The sequence below is a fragment of the Thioalkalivibrio sp. XN279 genome (genome assembly GCF_011089885.1).
Taxonomy (GTDB): Bacteria; Pseudomonadota; Gammaproteobacteria; order Steroidobacterales; family XN24; genus XN24.
In genome coordinates, this window is sequence record NZ_JAANBD010000023.1 from 216,420 (window position 1) to 234,054 (window position 17,635).

Consider the following 17,635-nt stretch of genomic DNA (forward strand, 5'->3'; position numbering starts at 1 on the left):
CGCGTGACACGAGGGGCTTCGAGCTAGGGTGCGGAGCTGCTTAGAGCGGCGAAGGGTTCAAGCCGCCCTCGCGGGCCGGCCATTTCCGGCCGAAGTGATCGACGACTCTGGAGGTCCAGAAGCGTCGGCCATGCAAGAGCGTCCCCAACATTAGTGCCGCAGACCAAGAGGCATTGATACCGTCGTGATTCGTCAACATTCAGGCTCGGTCATCGGATAGCCGGGTCTCGCCGTTGCGTCTCCGGTTCAGCTTAAGTGCGAAGTACGCCCGCTGCACTCGACTGTCTTTCCGCGCTGGCCTTCAGTCGATCGGCGGACCTAAGGTTGCGATTGATGACCTCCTTCAGCGCAGTATCCACCAAGCCCATTTCCGCATAAATCCGCTTCAGCTGGGCTTTCTCATCAGCCAGTTTCTGCAGCTTGTAGATATCAGAAGCCTCCATGCTTTCGGGCTTGGATTTCCGGGTGAAGTATGTTGCCTCCGAGGTATGCGGCGCGCGGCGAACCTCCTTTGCGATGCACCTGCCCTCCACCTGCTGACCGTCCGGGCGGTCCCCGCATTTTTAGATCTGCCTCCTCTCATGTGCGGTCTGCTGACGAGCAGCTGCCCCCAAAGAACTCCAATTATCGAGTGCTCGGATTCCAGCGGATCTGACATCACCTTCGGGCCGGGTGGGCGGCTGGCATGGGAGCTGCGGAGCGCGGTGGAGGAGAAGGACGGAGTGGCTGGTTTCTCGGCAAACGCATCGGTGGCCGATTTACCACAGGGGACTTTGGTAAAAGTGGGACCCCAGGCGCATTCGCGTCGGTACCGGGCACGTACGCTGAGGGTCAAGTGCGTATTGAGTCAAGAACCAATATTGGGCTAAAAATCCCAGTATGTTGCACCGCGCGACTGCGCTGACGTTCCTCAGATAGGATAGCGAGACGATGGATTGCAAAGGGAAAACAGGGCCCCGGAGATAGAGTTTGGCTTCTAACCCCCTGTTTTCGAAATTAAATATCAGTTCCCGGTACGAGTATCTAAGGCGATACTGGGTGCTGAATCCAACGGGTCAGACGGCCGAGAAGGTCCTCGAATCTCGTCGACCGCCGGCGTTCATAGGGGTCAGCGGACGCAAGAAAAGACATTCGCTTGAGACTGCACGGGAAGTCAACCAAGACAATCAGCAATTCCGCGGCAAATACGCGGGGCGCGGCCGTCGAGCCAATGGTGTCACTAGTTTGGAGTTCCTATCAGTTTTCTGGGATCTCCATCAAGACGCTCTTCGACAAGAGGCAATCTTCGACTTTCGGAAGATTCTTCTCACAGTCACCCAGAGTCCTCAGTGCACACTCCCAGATAATGAGGATGCGAATTCCGCGATCCAAAAGGGCGGACTTGTTCTGTTCGTCTCTCAGAACGTTGGCAGAGAATTTTGCTTCCCAGAAGCTGCGATTCTGCTTCGGGGTGTAGGCAAGCTTGCAGCCTCGATGTCTATGCCAGTAACAGCCATTGACGAAAACTGCAGCATTAAATTTGGGCAGCCACAGGTCCGGGGTGCCTGGCAGCTTCTTGTTGTGCAGTCGGAATCGAAAGCCGGCTCTGTGCAGATAACTTCGCACGATCTTCTCGGGCTTCGTGTTCTTGGCCCGAATCAAAGACATAACTTCGCTGCGCTTCTTGGTTGTAAAAACGTCAGTCATAGAAATGGCTGGTCCGTCTGCTCAGTAGTATCCACGCTTGTATTTTCCCGCCGGTTCTCCAAGCCGAAACTTGCAGAGGCAAAAGACGAACCAACGCCATGGACAGAATGCGGTCCTTTCGTCATGCGGTCCTGTTCGCCCGGATTCCCGGCCAGCCTCTGGGAGCCGGGCGTGGCGCGACTTTCAAAGGGTAACAAGAAAGAGAAGCTGGGAACGGTTCGGGCAAGGGTCGGCCACGCATTTTCAATTGGCAGGAACGGAGCTCGCTGTGGCCAATAATCCATCCATCACAACTTCCATGCGGCTGACGCCGGACCAGGCTGAGATAGCTGAAGCCCCACCGGGCAAGCGAGTCTTGGTTCTTGCAGGACCTGGAACCGGCAAGACCGAGGTTCTGGCGCGGCGGCTTGCACACCTTTTGAGTGTCGGAATAAGACCCGCTCAGATTCTCGTACTCTCTTTCTCTCGGAATGCGGTGAAGAACGTTGCGGACCGGATTCGGAGACTGCCGGACGTAGACGAACTGTCGCTCTTGGAGCTGCGGCATGTAGTTGTCCGGACGTTTGATTCGTGGTCTTTCCGAGTGCTTCGGAAATGCGGCGAGTCTGCCGAGGAGCTGCTATCAGGAACGCATGAAAGCAACATAGCCAGCCTCGTCCAGAGGCTGCGCGATGAGCAAAGGGACGAAGTCTCCGGGCATCTGAAGCACATCCGGCATGTCATCGTAGATGAGTTGCAGGATCTTGCCGGCTGGAGGGGTGAATTGGTTGTCGAATTGCTGAAGCTTGTCTGTCCGCCCGGAGGCAACGGGGCTGGCTTCACTTTGCTCGGAGACCCGGCGCAGGCGATTTACGGTTTCAGTCTCAGACTGAACCAAGAAAACGCAAGCGTGTTCACGGCCCAGGATTTGCTCCATCGCGTGAGAGGCATGTACGGGCAGGAGCTCGACGAAAGATGTCTCATCAGCAACTTCCGATCGATGCAGGCAATCGCCAGAACGGTTGAAAAGGCACGGGCGATTCTGCTCGGCTCCGATTCTTCGGAGCAAAAGCTCGAGAAGCTCGCGAGAATCATCAACGCGTCTCCAGCTGTTGAGCTCAAAGATGTGATGGACGACGACAGCCTTCGCGGTGAGCGAACAAAGCTCGCGATTCTGTGCCAGACGAATGGCCAGGCGCTGAAAATTGCAGACAGTCTTTACGGCCGCTCAGAAGATCCACCCAAAATTCCGATTGTGTTGGCGGCGGGATCACCGACCAAATCGGTGCCCGCATGGATCGGTGCGACGCTGGGTCAATTCTCTGCCGACGTGCTTACCAAGAATACATTCTCAAGAATATACGAATTGGTGTATGGCGAGAATGCTGAAATGGAGAGTGGCTACCGAGTGCCGAGTTTCGACGCAGCGTGGGAGCTTCTCAAGACTGCGGCGCCGTCGTTACGAGGACAGGAGTCAATCAGCATCGCAACTCTGCGTGAAAGATTGCAGTGGCCAGACCTCCTGCCGGATGACGAGGGGGTGCTGAAGTCATCGATTGAGATCACGACGGTCCATCAATCGAAGGGCCTTGAGTACGACCTCGTGAATATTGTTCGGGAAGAACGGAATGAAGTGCGTGATGCGGGCCATCTAAACGAAGGTGGCTTGCTGGAGGCGGCAAACGTCCTGTTCGTAGCGCTTAGTCGTGCGGGAGAGTCATTCGAGCGCCTTGAAGGAGGTGGCAACAACAGGATACGAAAGGCAAGTTTCGGGCAGAACCAGCGAAACAGATGGTGTGAATGGTGGGGATCCGGTAGAGGGTGCCAGGTGGAAATCGGTTTGCCTGGCGACGTGTCACAGCCGAGTTTCGTATCAACAGTCTGCTTCGATTCCAATAAAGAGGCCCGGGCCTCTCAGGCTTGGCTCGCAAAGAGCGCCGAGCTGATTCGTGGCAGAAAGGTCGTCTTGGTCAAGAGCGTAGTCGAAGGTGCCAGGAACCAGTTCATATACAAGATCTACTTGCAGCAAGACGGGGAACCGAATCGGCTCCTTGGATTAACAAGATCACAGCTCACATTCGATTTGCTCTCCGTCTTCAAGATTTTCGGAAATGGTGCGAAGTTTGTGCTCCCATCGAGAATCTTCAACCTGAGGATTTCTGACGTAATCAGCATGTCCGGTTCGGGAGAGCAGCTGTCGCAAATACACGAACCTTGGCGAAAAAGTGGTCTCTGGTGCGGCATACGCATACATGGACTGGGATATTTCAAGCCCAAAAGAAGGCGCGCCTGAACAATCATAGGTAGAAAGCCATGTCGGAAAGTGAGCAGGAAGTCATACGGTCAAGGCTCGTAGCAGAGCTGTCCAAGGTCCTATGCGGTCCAGGCGAGCCAGAGGAGATTCTGGCTTCCAGTCCTTCCGATACCTACCTGACGGGGATTCTCTGGCCTAAGGAGACGGGCTTCGGCCCTGACGAAGATGAGGGATTGGATAAGTCCGCAGAAGGCAGGGATGACGACGCCATCGATGCTGCAGTACCCGGATATCGAGCTATTCGGCCGTGTTCTTTAGGCCTCACCTTCTCGGTACCAAAAGGGACGCCGGTCCGCCTCACAACAGCGTCTACAGCCCGCTATTTGCCAGAGGAGATCCTCTCGGACCAACCAGAGGTCGAAGCCCTTGACGTCCCCGATGAGGATGTTGCCGATGGCGATGTAAAGCCGCCGGCAGTCGCTGACGTTGAACAACGCCAGCCCGACGAGGACGCCGCAGAGGAACGCCGCGCCCGCCCAATCTACAGGTGGCGTCGGAAACAACTCAACTATGTACTTGATATCAACCCGCGGGACGAATCGAAAGAATGGAAGGTAAGTCGTTTTCAGCTGCCCGATGGAACCGAGTTAACCGACCCTGATCTCGCAGTTCATGTCAGGTACAGGGTGAGCGAAGAACATGTCACCATCACAGCAACACTTATCAACCTGGCTCCCAATGAGACATTGGGAGGGCTTCCGCTCGATGCGAACTATCTGTTTCAGGCCGGCGTCAAGGTAATAAACGTTGGTGACGGGTTGCCCCTGCAGGTCATGCCACGAAAATTGTTAATTACCGCTGACGATCAGGATTCGCGTTCAAATACGTTGATATACCGAGACGCTCGTGAGTTTGCAGTAGGTCACGGCGTCTCTGCGACGTGGCCGGCCTCGGAGATCGCGGCCGACTGGGTCGCAACGACGTGGCTTCCGACAGCAGTCGTCAAGAGTACGAGTTTCAAAGGCCACGAATCTCTTGCCCAAATGAGGCGGCGGTCGCTAAATCCTTTCGCAGCTGAATGGCTCGGAAAGAACGAGAACAGGCCTGCTGTCGTCAAAGCAATGCACGAGTTCTGCGATATCTATGAGCGCTGGATCACGGGGTACGTCGCTTCGCGGGTCGGCGAGTTCGACGGACTTCTCGCTGAAGCTGCGGCGTACAATCGCAGCCGCTGTGATGAGGCTGCGGTGAGAATGCGCCGTGGTGCCGAGGCCCTCGAATCAAACGATACCGTCTGGCGAGCCTTCATTCTGGCGAATCAGGCGCTCGACGCGCAGGCGCGCTATGAGTCAAAGGGAGCTAGAGCGGGGCCACTGGTCTGGCGACCATTCCAGCTCGCGTTCATTCTGCTCGTGATTCCTGGAATCGCCGATCCACAGGATAAGGATCGGGAGACCATGGATCTCCTCTGGTTTCCCACCGGCGGCGGTAAGACCGAGGCGTACTTGGGACTTACTGCTTTCTCGATATTCCATACAAGACTTACGAGTCGGTATCGAAGAGAGCAGGGAGGCACTGACGTTCTGATGCGCTATACGCTCAGGCTGCTGACGGTTCAGCAGTTCCAGAGAGCAGCTGCATTGATCACATCCTGCGAGTCTTTAAGACTCGAGAACCCCGAAGAGCTCGGGACAGCACCCATTGAACTCGGGCTCTACGTTGGTGATGAGTCGACTCCCAACAAGTTGAACAAAGCTCGGGAGAAACTTGACGAGGAGCGGAGCGGGTCAAGACCTCGATCCACTCCGCGGCAACTGCTCAATTGTCCCCTCTGCAACACGGAGCTGGCGGTAAGCGATTACTCGGTGCATGAGGAAGATGTCCGCTTGGATATCAAGTGTCACTCTGATCAGTGCGAGTGGTATGGGCGGCGCCTTCCAATACACACGACGGACGAGACGATCTTCAAGAGCCCGCCTGCATTGTTAATCGGAACGGTCGATAAGTTCGCCCAGCTGCCCAGAAAGGCGGAACTCGGTCGAATATTTGGACTCGATACGCCGAATCGACCGGAACTCATAATTCAGGATGAGCTGCATCTGATATCCGGTCCACTCGGAACGGTAACGGGACTTTACGAATCTGCGATCGATCTGTTGTGTTCCATTTCGGGGGCGCTGCCCAAGGTAATTGGATCGACAGCAACGATCGGTCAAGCTGAAGCTCAGGTTCTCTCGCTCTTCAACCGTTCAGTACTTCAGTTTCCGCCGCCCGGAATCGATTCATCGGATTCCTTTTTCGCCGTCAGAGACGACATTGCCCCGGACCGTCTGTACCTTGGCGTCTCGTCCGCCGGAAGAAGTCCCAAGTTCGCATTGCAGGCAGTATTTGGAGCAGCGATGCAGTCAGTCCAGTCGGAGCTTGAGCTTGGCTCCTGGAGTGACGACGATATCGATCCATATTGGACGACCGTGGCCTATTTCAACAGCCTCCGGGAGCTCGGAGGTGCGATTGTGATGACGCTCGATGACGTCCCACGCACCATGCAATTCATCGCAGGTCGACAAGGAACCTCCGTCCGGCCGATGCAGCAGGAACCGATGGAACTCAGCAGCCGAATTCCATCCAGCAAGATCCCCGAGGAGCTGAACAAGCTGAACATCAAGCTCGGCGGCGATCCATGGAGCGGCGAGCCAGTTGACGCAGTACTAGCGAGTAACATGATCTCCGTGGGCGTCGATGTTCCGAGGTTGGGGCTGATGGTAGTCAACGGTCAGCCGAAGTCCACTGCGGAGTACATTCAGGCGACCAGTCGCGTCGGACGAGGAATTCCTGGCCTTGTCTGCACGGTCCTGAATTTCGGGCGGCCACGAGATCTTGCGCACTTCGAGCATTTCCAGAACTACCACGCGGCGCTTTATCGAAACGTCGAAGCCACAAGCGTGACTCCTTGGGCGCCTAGGGCGAGAGACAAGGCACTACATGCAATTCTGATCGCCACATTGAGGCAGTTAACTCCCGGGCTCCGCAAGGATGACGAAGCCAGAGAGTTCAATCCTGACCATCCGTTGGTCAGACAGGTTGTAGATTTCCTTGTCGAACGGTCCCGCCTGGCCTCGAATGGCGTGGAGGAGTCCGAAACTCGTGACGAACTGGATCGTGTTGTTCAACGATGGGCAATGCGCGCAGCTGAACAGAGGGCAATCGGAAAGAAGCTCCGCTACTGGGAGGCCCCTGCTCCCCCCGGCCGCGTGTCGCCGCATCTCATGAGAGATGCCGAGAAGATGCGGATAAGCGATACACCGGCGTGGCCAACGCCGAACTCCATGCGGGAAATCGAGCCATCGACCGCTTTTGTTCTCAAAGTATTCCACGACGCGGCGGGTGGTTCGGAGGGAGATCAATGACTGATGTGCCATGGCTGGGGAAGATTCGGCGTTCGCAGGTCATCACGACCTACGGAATCGGATCAATAGTCGATCTTGAGCCCGGCTCGTTCGTTCCTCTGGGCTTGGAAGAGTGGGAGAAGCAGACTCGACTTGCCAGAAAGTCGTCGATCATCATTTATGAAGCAAGGCTGCAAGCTCAACTCGATGTCAATGAGTTTCGGATGGCGCCGATTCTCGAGGAGGTGAAAGGCCGGCAGAATCTCGTGAAGTCCGACTATGCCATCCCGGTATACCGGTTTCCACGATGGTTGGAATGTCCCAAATGTCACAGGCTGGGTACCGAGAACCGACCATTCGAGGCGGATGCAGACGGGCGCCAGTTGCGATGTTCCGCATGCAATCAAAAGGTTAATCCCGTGCGTTTCGTTCAGGCATGTGCCCAAGGCCACTTGGCGGACTTCCCTTGGATATGGTGGGCCCACAAGAACCGCGAATTGGGTGTCTGTGAAAACCCCGTGCTCTACCTCAGATCGCATGGCAAGAGTGCCGCGCTTGCAGACTTGTTCGTACAGTGCATGAACCCTAGCTGCAACGCTACCAAGTCCATGGGAGATGCTTTCAAGAAGTCGGCGCTAGGTGGATTGAAGTGCCAAGGTAGAAGAATTTGGCTTCTGGATAATGAGCCATGTGAGAAAGAAGTCCGTACCCTGCAACGCGGCGCTTCCAATGTTCATTTTCCGGCCGTGGTGAGCGCTTTATCGATTCCGCCGATCTCGGAACCCGTTCAGCAGTTGATTGACGAGCACTGGTCGGTTTATCAAGCGCTGCCAGAAGAGAGTCTGGGGCATGTGCTCGCGGGATCCGCCCAAGAGCTTGGGATTCCGGTCCAAGTTCTGCTCAGTGCCTGCCGCCGCAGGAAAGCCTTGGAGCGCGGCGATGATTCGGAAGACCGTAATCCCGATCTTCGATTTTTAGAATACGCGGCTCTGTCGGGTTCCACTGAGGATATTCCCGCCATAGGTGGCTATGTATCGCAGTTTCAGAACGTCGCATGCGATCCACCGCCTATGATCCAGAAGTGGTTCGATAGCATCGGGGCCGTATCGAGGCTGCGCGAAGTCAGGGCGATGATCGGGTTTTCACGAATCGAGCCTCAACCAGTTTCAATCCGGAATGCCCAGCAGCTGCTGCGGGATGGCAGACTTGCGCCGTTGGCGAAAACCAATCGAAATTGGTTTCCTGCTGCAGAGATTCGAGGGGAGGGGATTTTCCTTCGCTTCCGGAATGAAGAGATCGAGTCCTGGCTTGCGTGTAATCCAGAGATATCGGTGCGAGCAGCTGCAATTGATCGCTGGACCAAGCAGGTTGCTGCGGAACGAGGGTACGCGCCGGAGTACGATATAACGCCGCGCGTGCTACTCGTTCATTCGTTTGCACACGTCATGATCCGCCGCCTTTCTGTTGAATGCGGATACTCATCTGCTGCGCTTCGCGAGCGCCTCTACATAAAGGAAGACGACGAGGAGGGTCCTTCGATGCATGGCGTGCTCATCTATACGGGGACCCCCGACTCGGAAGGTAGCCTCGGGGGTCTCGTTCGACTGGCGGACCCAACAAGGCTCGCACCTCTCGTTGTACGAGCACTGAAGGAAGCCATGTGGTGTGGCAGCGATCCGGTCTGCTTGGAAACGGAACCGGATGTTGCCGGAGAACGGATCAGTGGGGCTGCATGCCATTGCTGTCTGCTCGTTCCGGAAACAGCCTGTGAGAAGTTCAACAAGGAATTGGACAGATCCATGCTGATCGGCCATGCAGAAGGCAGATGGAAAGGCTACTTCGATGGTATTGAGAAAGGCTGAGGGACGGGCGTGGCAAAGCTGATTCCGCAAATCACTAAAGATTGTCCGAGAAGCGAGCGACTGGTATTCGAAAGCCTAGGCCGCCAGTTGCCGGATGAATGGATCGTGCTGCATTCGTTGGAGCTTTCAAGGCACCCGCTCAAGATGTGGGGCGAGACCGATATCGTCATTATTTCCACCAAGGGCCTATTCGTGATTGAGGTCAAGGGCGGGACGGTCTCGTGCCGGGATGGAGAGTGGACTATCACCTCACCGAATGGACGGGAATCGTATACCAAGGCGGAAAGCCCGTGGGCTCAGGCGTCCGGAGCGGCAGCCACTATTCGCAACAGGCTCTATGACAACGAGCGGTTTCGGGGATGCCTTGTGGGGTATGGAGTGGCCTTGCCATACGAGACTTTCACCGCTGAAAGCGAGGAGATCATTCAGGAGGTCCTGTGGGATCGTCGACACCGGCGAGAAGATCTCGCTCTCTATGTCGGGCGCCTGGCCAGATTCTGGCGTGAAAGGCATGAAGTAACCAGGGAAAGATCGCCGCGGGAGATAAAGAAGGAGGACATACAGGAGATCCGTCGGCTTCTTCGCCCAGACGTCGAGTCTCACATGAGTCTGGGCAGCTACTTGAACGCACTGCACGCAGAGCTCATTGAACTGACGGCCACTCAAGCAAAGATATTGAAAGGGATGAAGGCGAATCCAAAGACAATTGTGAGCGGATTGGCTGGAACGGGAAAGACTTTGCTGGCATTTGACAAGGCCAAGTATTGCGCTGAGGAGTGCCGCAAGTCAGTGCTTTACGTCTGCTTCAACAAGTTGCTCGCAAGGCATATAACAGAGAATATTCCAGAAAGCCTTAGAGATCTGATCACGGTCGCAAATTTGCATTCCTATTATCGGAGCGTAATCAGCGATGCAGGGAATCTTGAACTGCTGAGTGCTGCCGGGGGCGACGAACGCAAACTTTACGGTACCGTAATGCCGGAAGCATTTGCCGATTCCGTCCTCGAATTGGATCTCAAGCCATTCGACGTCCTGATCGTGGACGAGGCCCAGGACATCCTTACGCCGTCCCACCTCGATGCAATCGACGTTATCGTCGAAGGCGGGATCGACTTCGGCGAATGGCATCTCTTTATGGATCCTAAACAAGACATTTACGGGGAGCTGTCGACTGAGGCGCTGGAGCGCCTCCAAGATGTCGGCTACGCGAGTTATGAACTGACGGTTAACTGTAGAAATACTCGTCCGGTTGCCGTTGAGACTTCAGTAATCGCGGGATTCGAATGTGCTATCGAGGGAGCCATTGATGGGCCAGCATGTAAGACCGTTACTTATAGAGATACTAGCGATTTTGAGCAAAAGATAACTCAAGAGGTCGAGCGCCTGCTTGAGCGGGATCTCGATCCGACAGATATCATTATCCTCAGCAGTAGACGGAAGAGCGGATCGCTTCTTCGGAACATGTCACGACTGGCGGGTCAGCCGATCGTCGACCTGACGGAGGATGTCCCAAACGGAGACCACATCGCCTTCTGCACCATTCACGCGTTCAAGGGCCTTGAGAGAAAGTGCGTGATTGCGATCGATATACAAGGATTGGAGGACGAAGCCAAGGCCCTTCTTCATTATGCAGGGCTGTCCAGGGCGCAATTTCTGCTTACAACGTTCCTTCAGTCCGATACCAAAGTTGAGTACGAAAGGCGCCTGAGAGAGTTTGGTGCGCGTCTGGTCAGTTGAATGGCCGGGCGGGAGAAGAGCTGAATTTGATCTAGTAACTTTCACTCGGAGTCGCTCTTACATGCATTGGTATGTTTGCGACGGTGAGCAGCCCCTCGAACACCGCTCTGCGGTCTGAAGGCAGAGATGATGGATCGCTCGTCATCGGAAGACCCCCTAACCTGATCGTCAACAAGGACTTTTGGTCGATGCGATCCGATATAGGCGTCATAGATTTGTTTGCCGGACCCGGCGGCTTGGGCGAAGGTATTTCGGCATTCAGTCGAGACGGTGTGCACAAACCGTTCAAGATCCGAATGTCTGTTGAGATGGAGCCGAGTGCGCACCGCACGCTCCAGCTCAGAGCGTTCACGCGCCAGTTTCCCGAGCTTCCGAGAGACTATTACGACTACATCCGCGGAGTGATTTCGCGGGAAACACTGTTTGAAAGGTATCCAGATGAGGCCAATAGGGCCATCGAAGAAACTCTTGGCTCGCCTCGTGAGTTGGGAGAAAGTGCAGATGACGAACTCATCTATACCCGATTGAGATCACTCAAGCGGAAGCATGAGGGTCCTTGGGTTGTGATCGGAGGTCCCCCGTGCCAAGCGTATTCACTAGTTGGTCGCGCCCGCAATCGTGGCGTAAAGGACTATCGCCCGGAACAGGACAAGCGACATTTCCTGTATGCCGAGTACCTCCGGGTTCTCCAGACCATGCGGCCCGAAGTCTTTGTCATGGAGAATGTAAAGGGCATCCTGTCGTCCTCGATTGAGAATCAGCGGATATTCCCTAGCCTGCTGGTGGACTTGAGGTGCCCTGATCGCGCTTTGGGGAAACGTACGACGCGGCAGGGCCGTTACAGGATCTATTCTCTGGTAACAGGCCACGAGGTCGGTGAAGCCGATACTTCGGGTTCCGATTGTATTATTCGCAGCGAGAATTACGGTGTGCCGCAGACCAGGCATCGGGTGATCCTGCTTGGCGTGCGCGAGGATATCTCTCTCTCGCCATCGGTGCTTCAAGAGTCTCCGAGACAATGGACCGTCGGGGAAATGTTGGCAGACCTTCCCGACGTTCGCAGTGGTATTTCCAAGCAACTAGATTCGCATGAAACTTGGGCTTCAGAGATCGCTGCACAGGCGAAAATCGTCTCGAAAGAGCTCGCACGGCAAGGGTTGAGTTGCGACGTCGTAGATCGAGGGCTGAAGAAAGCGCATCGACTGAGGACTCGTGGGGGGCAGTTCGTTCCGGGAAATAAGCAGTTCAAGGGTCCGGATAATCTCCGGAGATGGCTGTTAGATGAAGAAATCGCGGGTTTCGTGAATCACGAGTCTAAGGCACATATGCCTACGGATCTTGGTCGCTACATGTACTGCGCAAGCTTCGCTTATCAGACGGAGGGCCTCTCTCCTAGGTCCAGTGAATTTCCTGAAATATTCGCGCCGAACCACCGTAGCTGGGAGACTGGAAAGTTCGCTGACCGATTCAAAGTACAGGCCCGAAACGCGCCGTCGAGTACGATTGTCAGCCACATCGCAAAAGACGGACACTACTTTATACATCCCGATCCAGGTCAGTGCCGCAGTCTCACAGTTCGGGAGGCGGCCCGGCTGCAGACATTTCCGGACAACTATTTCTTCGAAGGCAATCGCACCCAGCAGTATGTGCAGGTCGGTAACGCGGTTCCGCCATACCTAGCGCAGCAGATTGGCCAGATTGTCTATGAATTGATGGCTTAGGCTCGAGCTTGTTCAATTCTGGTTTCGGAGTGGATGCTTAAACGAGCAGGGCTTTAAACGTCCTCTTTCCTTACAAACGCACCTCCCAGCAGCTCCGGGATATCGCGGCGTTTCAAATCCGGAATCTCACTGGGAGGAATAGGCTCCCCGATATCAAAGTGCCGGTATGCGAGGCCATTCGCGACAGCCAGCCGGTGAAACATCGCCGGAGCGAGGCCAGACGCATAGAACTGGTCCGGCATTTGCAAATCAATGTACCTGAACCCCTGTTTTGCTGGCGTAAACGTGCTTTCGACCAGCTTCAGTGACCGCAAGTAGACGGGCTCGAGCGATCCGCCGCCGCAGATAAATACCGGGAGTCCGTTTTCCCACTGGTACGCGTCCTGGATCCTGTTTGCTTTCGTCTCAAGAAGAATCTGGGCGCACCCGCTCCGAACCATCGAGATAAAGCCACTATCCACTTCGGGGCGCCTTTCAGCAGACAGGCTTGGCGCCAGTGTATTCAGGTCAGGCAAGCTCGACGTCATTCCCGCCCCGCCAAAGAGGGCTTTGTTTACGATCTCGTCCCGATCAGAGTCCTTGCCAAGGATGGAATCCAGGGCGTTCTGTCTGTAGCTGAGGAGTCGGGCAGTGCCAAGCGAATACACTTTCGTCAGGAAGATCGCGTAAGCGTCTCCATCTGGTCTGTCGACCAGGTTAAACGTCGCCAGATCGACGGTGCCGGCGCCCACATCCATTATGAAGTGGAGTCCAGCCTTACGTATTTTTGATCTCGCGTAGCCGGACACCTCCGCGACGATCTCCGGGAAGGCGTGTACGAAATCCCTCGAGATATGGTGCCTTGGGCGCCACGCCTGTTCATCTTCGGCGGCCAGCCAGGAATCGACCTCGGCCAGCGCTGTCCTGACCTCGCAAAGCGTGATGTCAGTGGGACCCTGCTCGGCGAGAATCCAGCCGGCGAGAAGAGCGATACGAAAGGGGGTAGCGGAGTGCGCGACGTGTAACTGGTTGGTTGGTATCCCGACGTTCAGGTGCCACGTGACGGCGGTCTTCTCAAGTCGGCGCCCGAGCTGCTGTTCGATCCACCAGAGGGTATGAGTGAGGACAAGAGCAAGATACGCAGTGGTCATTTCTAGAGCAGTTGCTTCCGGAAATCGTTCCTCCAGCCGAAAAAGCGTGTCGCCGAATTTGACCAGGCGGGTCTTGAAGTCCCAGATGCTGAGCCCGGCGGGCTCCAGCCTCAATGTGCCGGTTTGCGAGATCGATATCCGGCTCGGGCATAGGTAAGCCGAGTCGAAGCCGGATAATTCACCAATAGGTACACCAAAAGCCTCGTCGCGAATCGCGTCTCGAACGACGATTTTCGTGCAAGAGGTTCCAAGGTCAATGCCAATGACAAGATCGGTTTCCGGTCCGCTTCCGTACTTCAGCCGGATCGACTTCCGCGCCCCGCGTGGCCCTGTGTGGCGTGGAGCTTCAGGACGCTCCCGGAGCATCTCGAAATGGCAGGGCGCTATTTCGGGGAGGACGATCTCTGCTTTGGAACTGCCCTTTAGGTGCGGGTGGCGGGAATCCGGCCGGGCCTCTCTGGCCTGCTCAAGGCGCTCCCGGGCCGGTTCGACCTGATCCGCGCTGCGGCGGACTGTTTCTATGGGTCGTTTCGCCTCCTCTTTCGCAGTATCTTTCCGGGAGTCTTTCTTGCTGCCGAAGAGCAATGCCCTGAGTTTGTCGCCCAGGCTGTTGTGTCCAAAGAGCCCCTCATCCCTTCTGCCGCGCTTTCCCATCCTTGGTCTCCAAAATCAGCAATGGCCTGTCACCGAATGTTGATCAGCCCCAGGCAAACATCAGAACGCTCGTGACGCGTGTTGCCCGCGGATTCGAGCTCTGAGAGCCTTTGCGCCATTCGTGCACTGAGGCGGTTCATCCTTCCTTCTGTCGCGGGGATCAGTCTTGTTCGACCTTTCTCCTCAAGAGAGGCCCGAACCCTTTGCAGAGACTCCATTTGCCGCTGCAGGTGCTTCCGGACCGCAGCTTTCTGTAATCGGACCCGGTCACTATTCTCAGCAGCAATACGCCCGGCGAAGGAATCGTATTCCGCGAAGGACCGGAGCATAAGTTGCTCAACCGCCCGGGCCGCAGTGTCATATTCAATGCCTGCCCCGGCATCAATCCCGTCAGTTCCGTGCATTGCCGCGCGCGTAACTAGCCACTCTGCGTTATCTGCATCCAACGGCGTCAGCCCGCCGTCGCTGTCAATGGCAGCAGCCTGGAACACCAGTTTCTCGATAACACGGAGGCCGGTGAAGGACCATCGACCGACGTAGAAAGGGTAGAGTCCGGCCTGCAATCGGGGAATCGAACTGGTGCGGACCTCGACCAGCACGGCAGGGTAGAAGGGGTTGGCTTCTGCACCGATGGTGTGACTTGCGAACCGGACCAATGGATGGAACTGGGTTATCCACTCTTCTCTCCCGCGTCGCGTCGTGTGCGCCTTGCTGGAAAAGTGAACGGTCGTTGGTTTTGGATTGTTGGAAACCAGCTGGGTGGTTCCCAGCAGCTTCTTCGCCTTGAGGAACGCTGTAAGGTCTGCCCGCGCCTTCTCCGACAGAGTGACCTGGAATACCAGTTCGCGATTTTCAGCCTGCCTGAAATCGCTTCCCGGGTACCTGTCATCGATGAAATCCCTGATGTAATTCCAAAGGTCTTCGCCAGTAATCCAGCGGCTCATTTCGCGCGCGGCGCTGACCTGCCTAACAATGTAGTCCCCGTGAGCAATCAGGTTTCCGGCTTCTTCCTCGAGTCGTGACTCCTGCAGCTTCCTCGTTTCAAGGGCTTGGGCGGTCTGATCAATCCGTTGCGCTTCCTGCTCTGGCGTGAGTCGTCCTGATAACAAGTCCATCGTCAGCTGTCGGACTTCTTCTCCGAGGACTTGCTCAAGGCCGCCAAGCGCTTCTTCGAAAATTCTCAGTCTCTGAAAAAGCCGGTCGTGAATTCTTTCATCGATCGTTCCTGCGTAAAAAAGATTCCAGATGGTTATCCGATCTGCCGCTTGGCCGATGCGATCTATTCGACCGATGCGTTGTTCGACCCGCATTGGATTCCACGGAAGATCGTAGTTGATCAGTACTCGTGCGAACTGCAGATCAACACCCTCACTGGCTACTTCTGAGGCGAGCAGGATTGAGGTATTCGGATCCCTCGAAAAGTCTTCCAGGATTTCCATCTTCTGCTGGCCGGAATCGCCAGTTAGCAAGACCCCGGAAATGCCATCTTCCTGGAGCCTCTGTCTCAGGTAACGCAGGGTCGGTTTGAAGGTTGCAAACAGGATTATCTTCTCTCCCGGGTGCGCCCTGAGGTGGTCCGAGAGCATGGCCCTCAATCGTGCATACTTGGTATCTGCCTTGCGCAACGCTTTCGGATCGCCAACGTCGGAAATGTGCCGAATCAGAGTCGAGACGAGCGGTCCCGGCTGGGCTCTGTCCTCATCGGGCAGTTCGTCCACTCCGTCAAACAGTTCTTCCAAGTCCAGACCGCGTTCATGCCAGTCCGCGACTGCGGCGGCCATGGAGCTTGATAGCTGGCGCTGGGGCTGCACCAGCAGGAATCCCTCGTGCCCACCCTGCCGCTCAGCATAATCTCGGATTATCTGTGTGACGGCAGAATATGCTTCAGCCTCAAGCGTCGACATCTCTACGTGCTCTGGCACAGCTTCACGAACGACCTTGCGTTCATGAACATCACGCTTCCGAGTCCTTGTCACCGCATGGGACAGCAGATTGATTCTCTCGATTTCGGCTGCAAGTTCACTGCGCCTGCCGTGGTCGTGAAACGCCTCATCAGGGGGCGGATGCTGAACCAGGTTCGAAATCTGCTGGTTCTCACGCAGGAGGTAGTGAGACCGCGCGTTGGATAAGTTTTCCAGGAAATCCTTCTGCCGCGCACTGCCTTGGAGGATCGCGTCTCGCAGGTTCAGCAGCGGCGCATTGGCTTGCAGAATGTCATCGAAGACGTCAGGGTTTGAGAACGTATCTTCGTCTACGAGGTTCAGGAGCTCATACAAATCCCGGTTCTTGAGGTGAAGCGGGGTCGCCGACAGGAGCACTATGCCCTCGGAAACCGGTCGGAGAAGTTTGCCAAGACGCGAGGTCATCGTTTCGGGATTTCTCATGTAGTGCGCTTCGTCAACGACAAGAAGGTCGACCAGCGGCTCATCAAAGGCGCTTTCGTCGAGAAGACGGGCCAAGATCGAGGCGGGACTAAGATTCGCGTCATCTCCCCACTGGCGACGCGGTCTAACACCCTGCATGCTGCAGATGGCCGCATAAGATGATTTCTCGCCTTGCCGGACGCGTTTCAGCAGAGCGGTCAGCTCTTTTGCATCCAGAATGGAGGCTTCAACGCCAAACCTGCGCTCGAGCTCAATCTGCCACTTTTGTTGCAGCATGGCCGGACAAACTACCAGCAGCCTGCGGGCGTCGAATCGGGCGCGTAGTTCTGTCCAGATCAGTCCAGCTTCGATGGTCTTTCCGAGACCAACCTCATCCGCAATCAGAATGCCGTTACTCGGGGATTCCAGGTAACTCAGGACTGGCTTGAACTGATAGGCATAGAAATCCGTATTAGTCGTTTCCATGCTGTAAATCAGGTCGGCGAGGCGCCCGGTCAGGCGTATGTGAGTCAGGCAACTACGCAAGTCGCGGGCGCGACCAAGGCGGCCCTCGCGGAGAAGCTCGATGGGATCTTGCGGCCCTGCGTCAGCGGGTTCAAGGCTGGGCTCTGCGTAGAATGTACTGGTGTCAGGAAATCTTACCTGGTAGTAGAGTTTGCCACCCATTGTCCGCTTGATTCCCGTGAGGGTGCCGATGCGGGATGGGTCACTCTTCAGTCTTACTTGCGTTCCAGGTTCCACGCAGCGCTCCTGCCAATGGATACGAGCTGACAAAAAAGCTCAGGATTAAATGACTGGCCAATCATAGCCGCGAAAAATTGACCTCCAGGCAGAGTCACAGG

At 55.8% G+C, this 17,635-nt stretch carries 8 protein-coding genes; 5 read left to right on the plus strand and 3 right to left on the minus strand.

The window, feature by feature from the left end; all coding sequences use genetic code 11:
- Positions 1-1,236: 1,236 nt before the first annotated feature.
- Positions 1,237-1,686: a very short patch repair endonuclease gene (locus G8346_RS04010; RefSeq protein WP_166048466.1), complete on the minus strand. Its 450-nt coding sequence runs from the start codon at positions 1,684-1,686 to the stop codon at positions 1,237-1,239.
- 247 nt (positions 1,687-1,933) lie between these two features.
- Here G8346_RS04010 and G8346_RS04015 point away from each other — a divergent pair, with 247 nt between their 5' ends.
- From G8346_RS04015 to G8346_RS04035, 5 genes are all read left to right on the plus strand, one after another.
- Entirely contained in the window at positions 1,934-3,958 is a 2,025-nt protein-coding gene (locus G8346_RS04015; RefSeq protein ID WP_166048468.1) for a UvrD-helicase domain-containing protein, read from the plus strand.
- A 20-nt stretch (positions 3,959-3,978) separates the two neighbouring features.
- A complete protein-coding gene (locus G8346_RS04020; RefSeq protein ID WP_166048470.1) occupies positions 3,979-7,326 on the plus strand; it encodes a helicase-related protein in 3,348 nt (1,115 codons plus the stop codon).
- The gene (drmB, locus tag G8346_RS04025) at positions 7,323-9,167 is read left to right on the plus strand and encodes a DUF1998 domain-containing protein (RefSeq protein ID WP_166048471.1); all 1,845 of its coding nucleotides are present in this window, start codon (positions 7,323-7,325) and stop codon (positions 9,165-9,167) included. The genes G8346_RS04020 and drmB overlap by 4 nt, the downstream gene beginning before the upstream one ends.
- Before the next feature lie 9 nt (positions 9,168-9,176).
- Positions 9,177-10,904 (plus strand): NERD domain-containing protein, encoded by a 1,728-nt coding sequence (locus tag G8346_RS04030; protein ID WP_166048474.1) that lies wholly within the window; start codon positions 9,177-9,179, stop codon positions 10,902-10,904.
- Between the two features lie 71 nt (positions 10,905-10,975).
- Complete coding sequence (locus G8346_RS04035) at positions 10,976-12,625, plus strand: DNA cytosine methyltransferase (protein WP_240901273.1); 1,650 nt, start codon at positions 10,976-10,978, stop codon at positions 12,623-12,625.
- Positions 12,626-12,678: 53 nt separating this feature from the next.
- On the opposite strand, the gene G8346_RS04040 is transcribed toward G8346_RS04035, so the two are convergent.
- Positions 12,679-14,409 (minus strand): hypothetical protein, encoded by a 1,731-nt coding sequence (locus G8346_RS04040; protein ID WP_166048476.1) that lies wholly within the window; start codon positions 14,407-14,409, stop codon positions 12,679-12,681.
- A gap of 29 nt (positions 14,410-14,438) precedes the next feature.
- Complete coding sequence (locus tag G8346_RS04045) at positions 14,439-17,459, minus strand: helicase-related protein (protein WP_166048478.1); 3,021 nt, start codon at positions 17,457-17,459, stop codon at positions 14,439-14,441.
- Positions 17,460-17,635: the final 176 nt, after the last annotated feature.

Bases quoted from the DNA above. Each gene is read 5' to 3' on its own strand.
- G8346_RS04010 (WP_166048466.1), bottom strand. From the start codon at position 1,686: ATGACTGACGTTTTTACAACCAAGAAGCGCAGCGAAGTTATGTCTTTG.
- G8346_RS04020 (WP_166048470.1), top strand. From the start codon at position 3,979: ATGTCGGAAAGTGAGCAGGAAGTCATACGGTCAAGGCTCGTAGCAGAG.
- drmB (WP_166048471.1), top strand. From the start codon at position 7,323: ATGACTGATGTGCCATGGCTGGGGAAGATTCGGCGTTCGCAGGTCATC.
- G8346_RS04035 (WP_240901273.1), top strand. From the start codon at position 10,976: ATGTTTGCGACGGTGAGCAGCCCCTCGAACACCGCTCTGCGGTCTGAA.
- G8346_RS04040 (WP_166048476.1), bottom strand. From the start codon at position 14,409: ATGGGAAAGCGCGGCAGAAGGGATGAGGGGCTCTTTGGACACAACAGC.
- G8346_RS04045 (WP_166048478.1), bottom strand. From the start codon at position 17,459: ATGGGTGGCAAACTCTACTACCAGGTAAGATTTCCTGACACCAGTACA.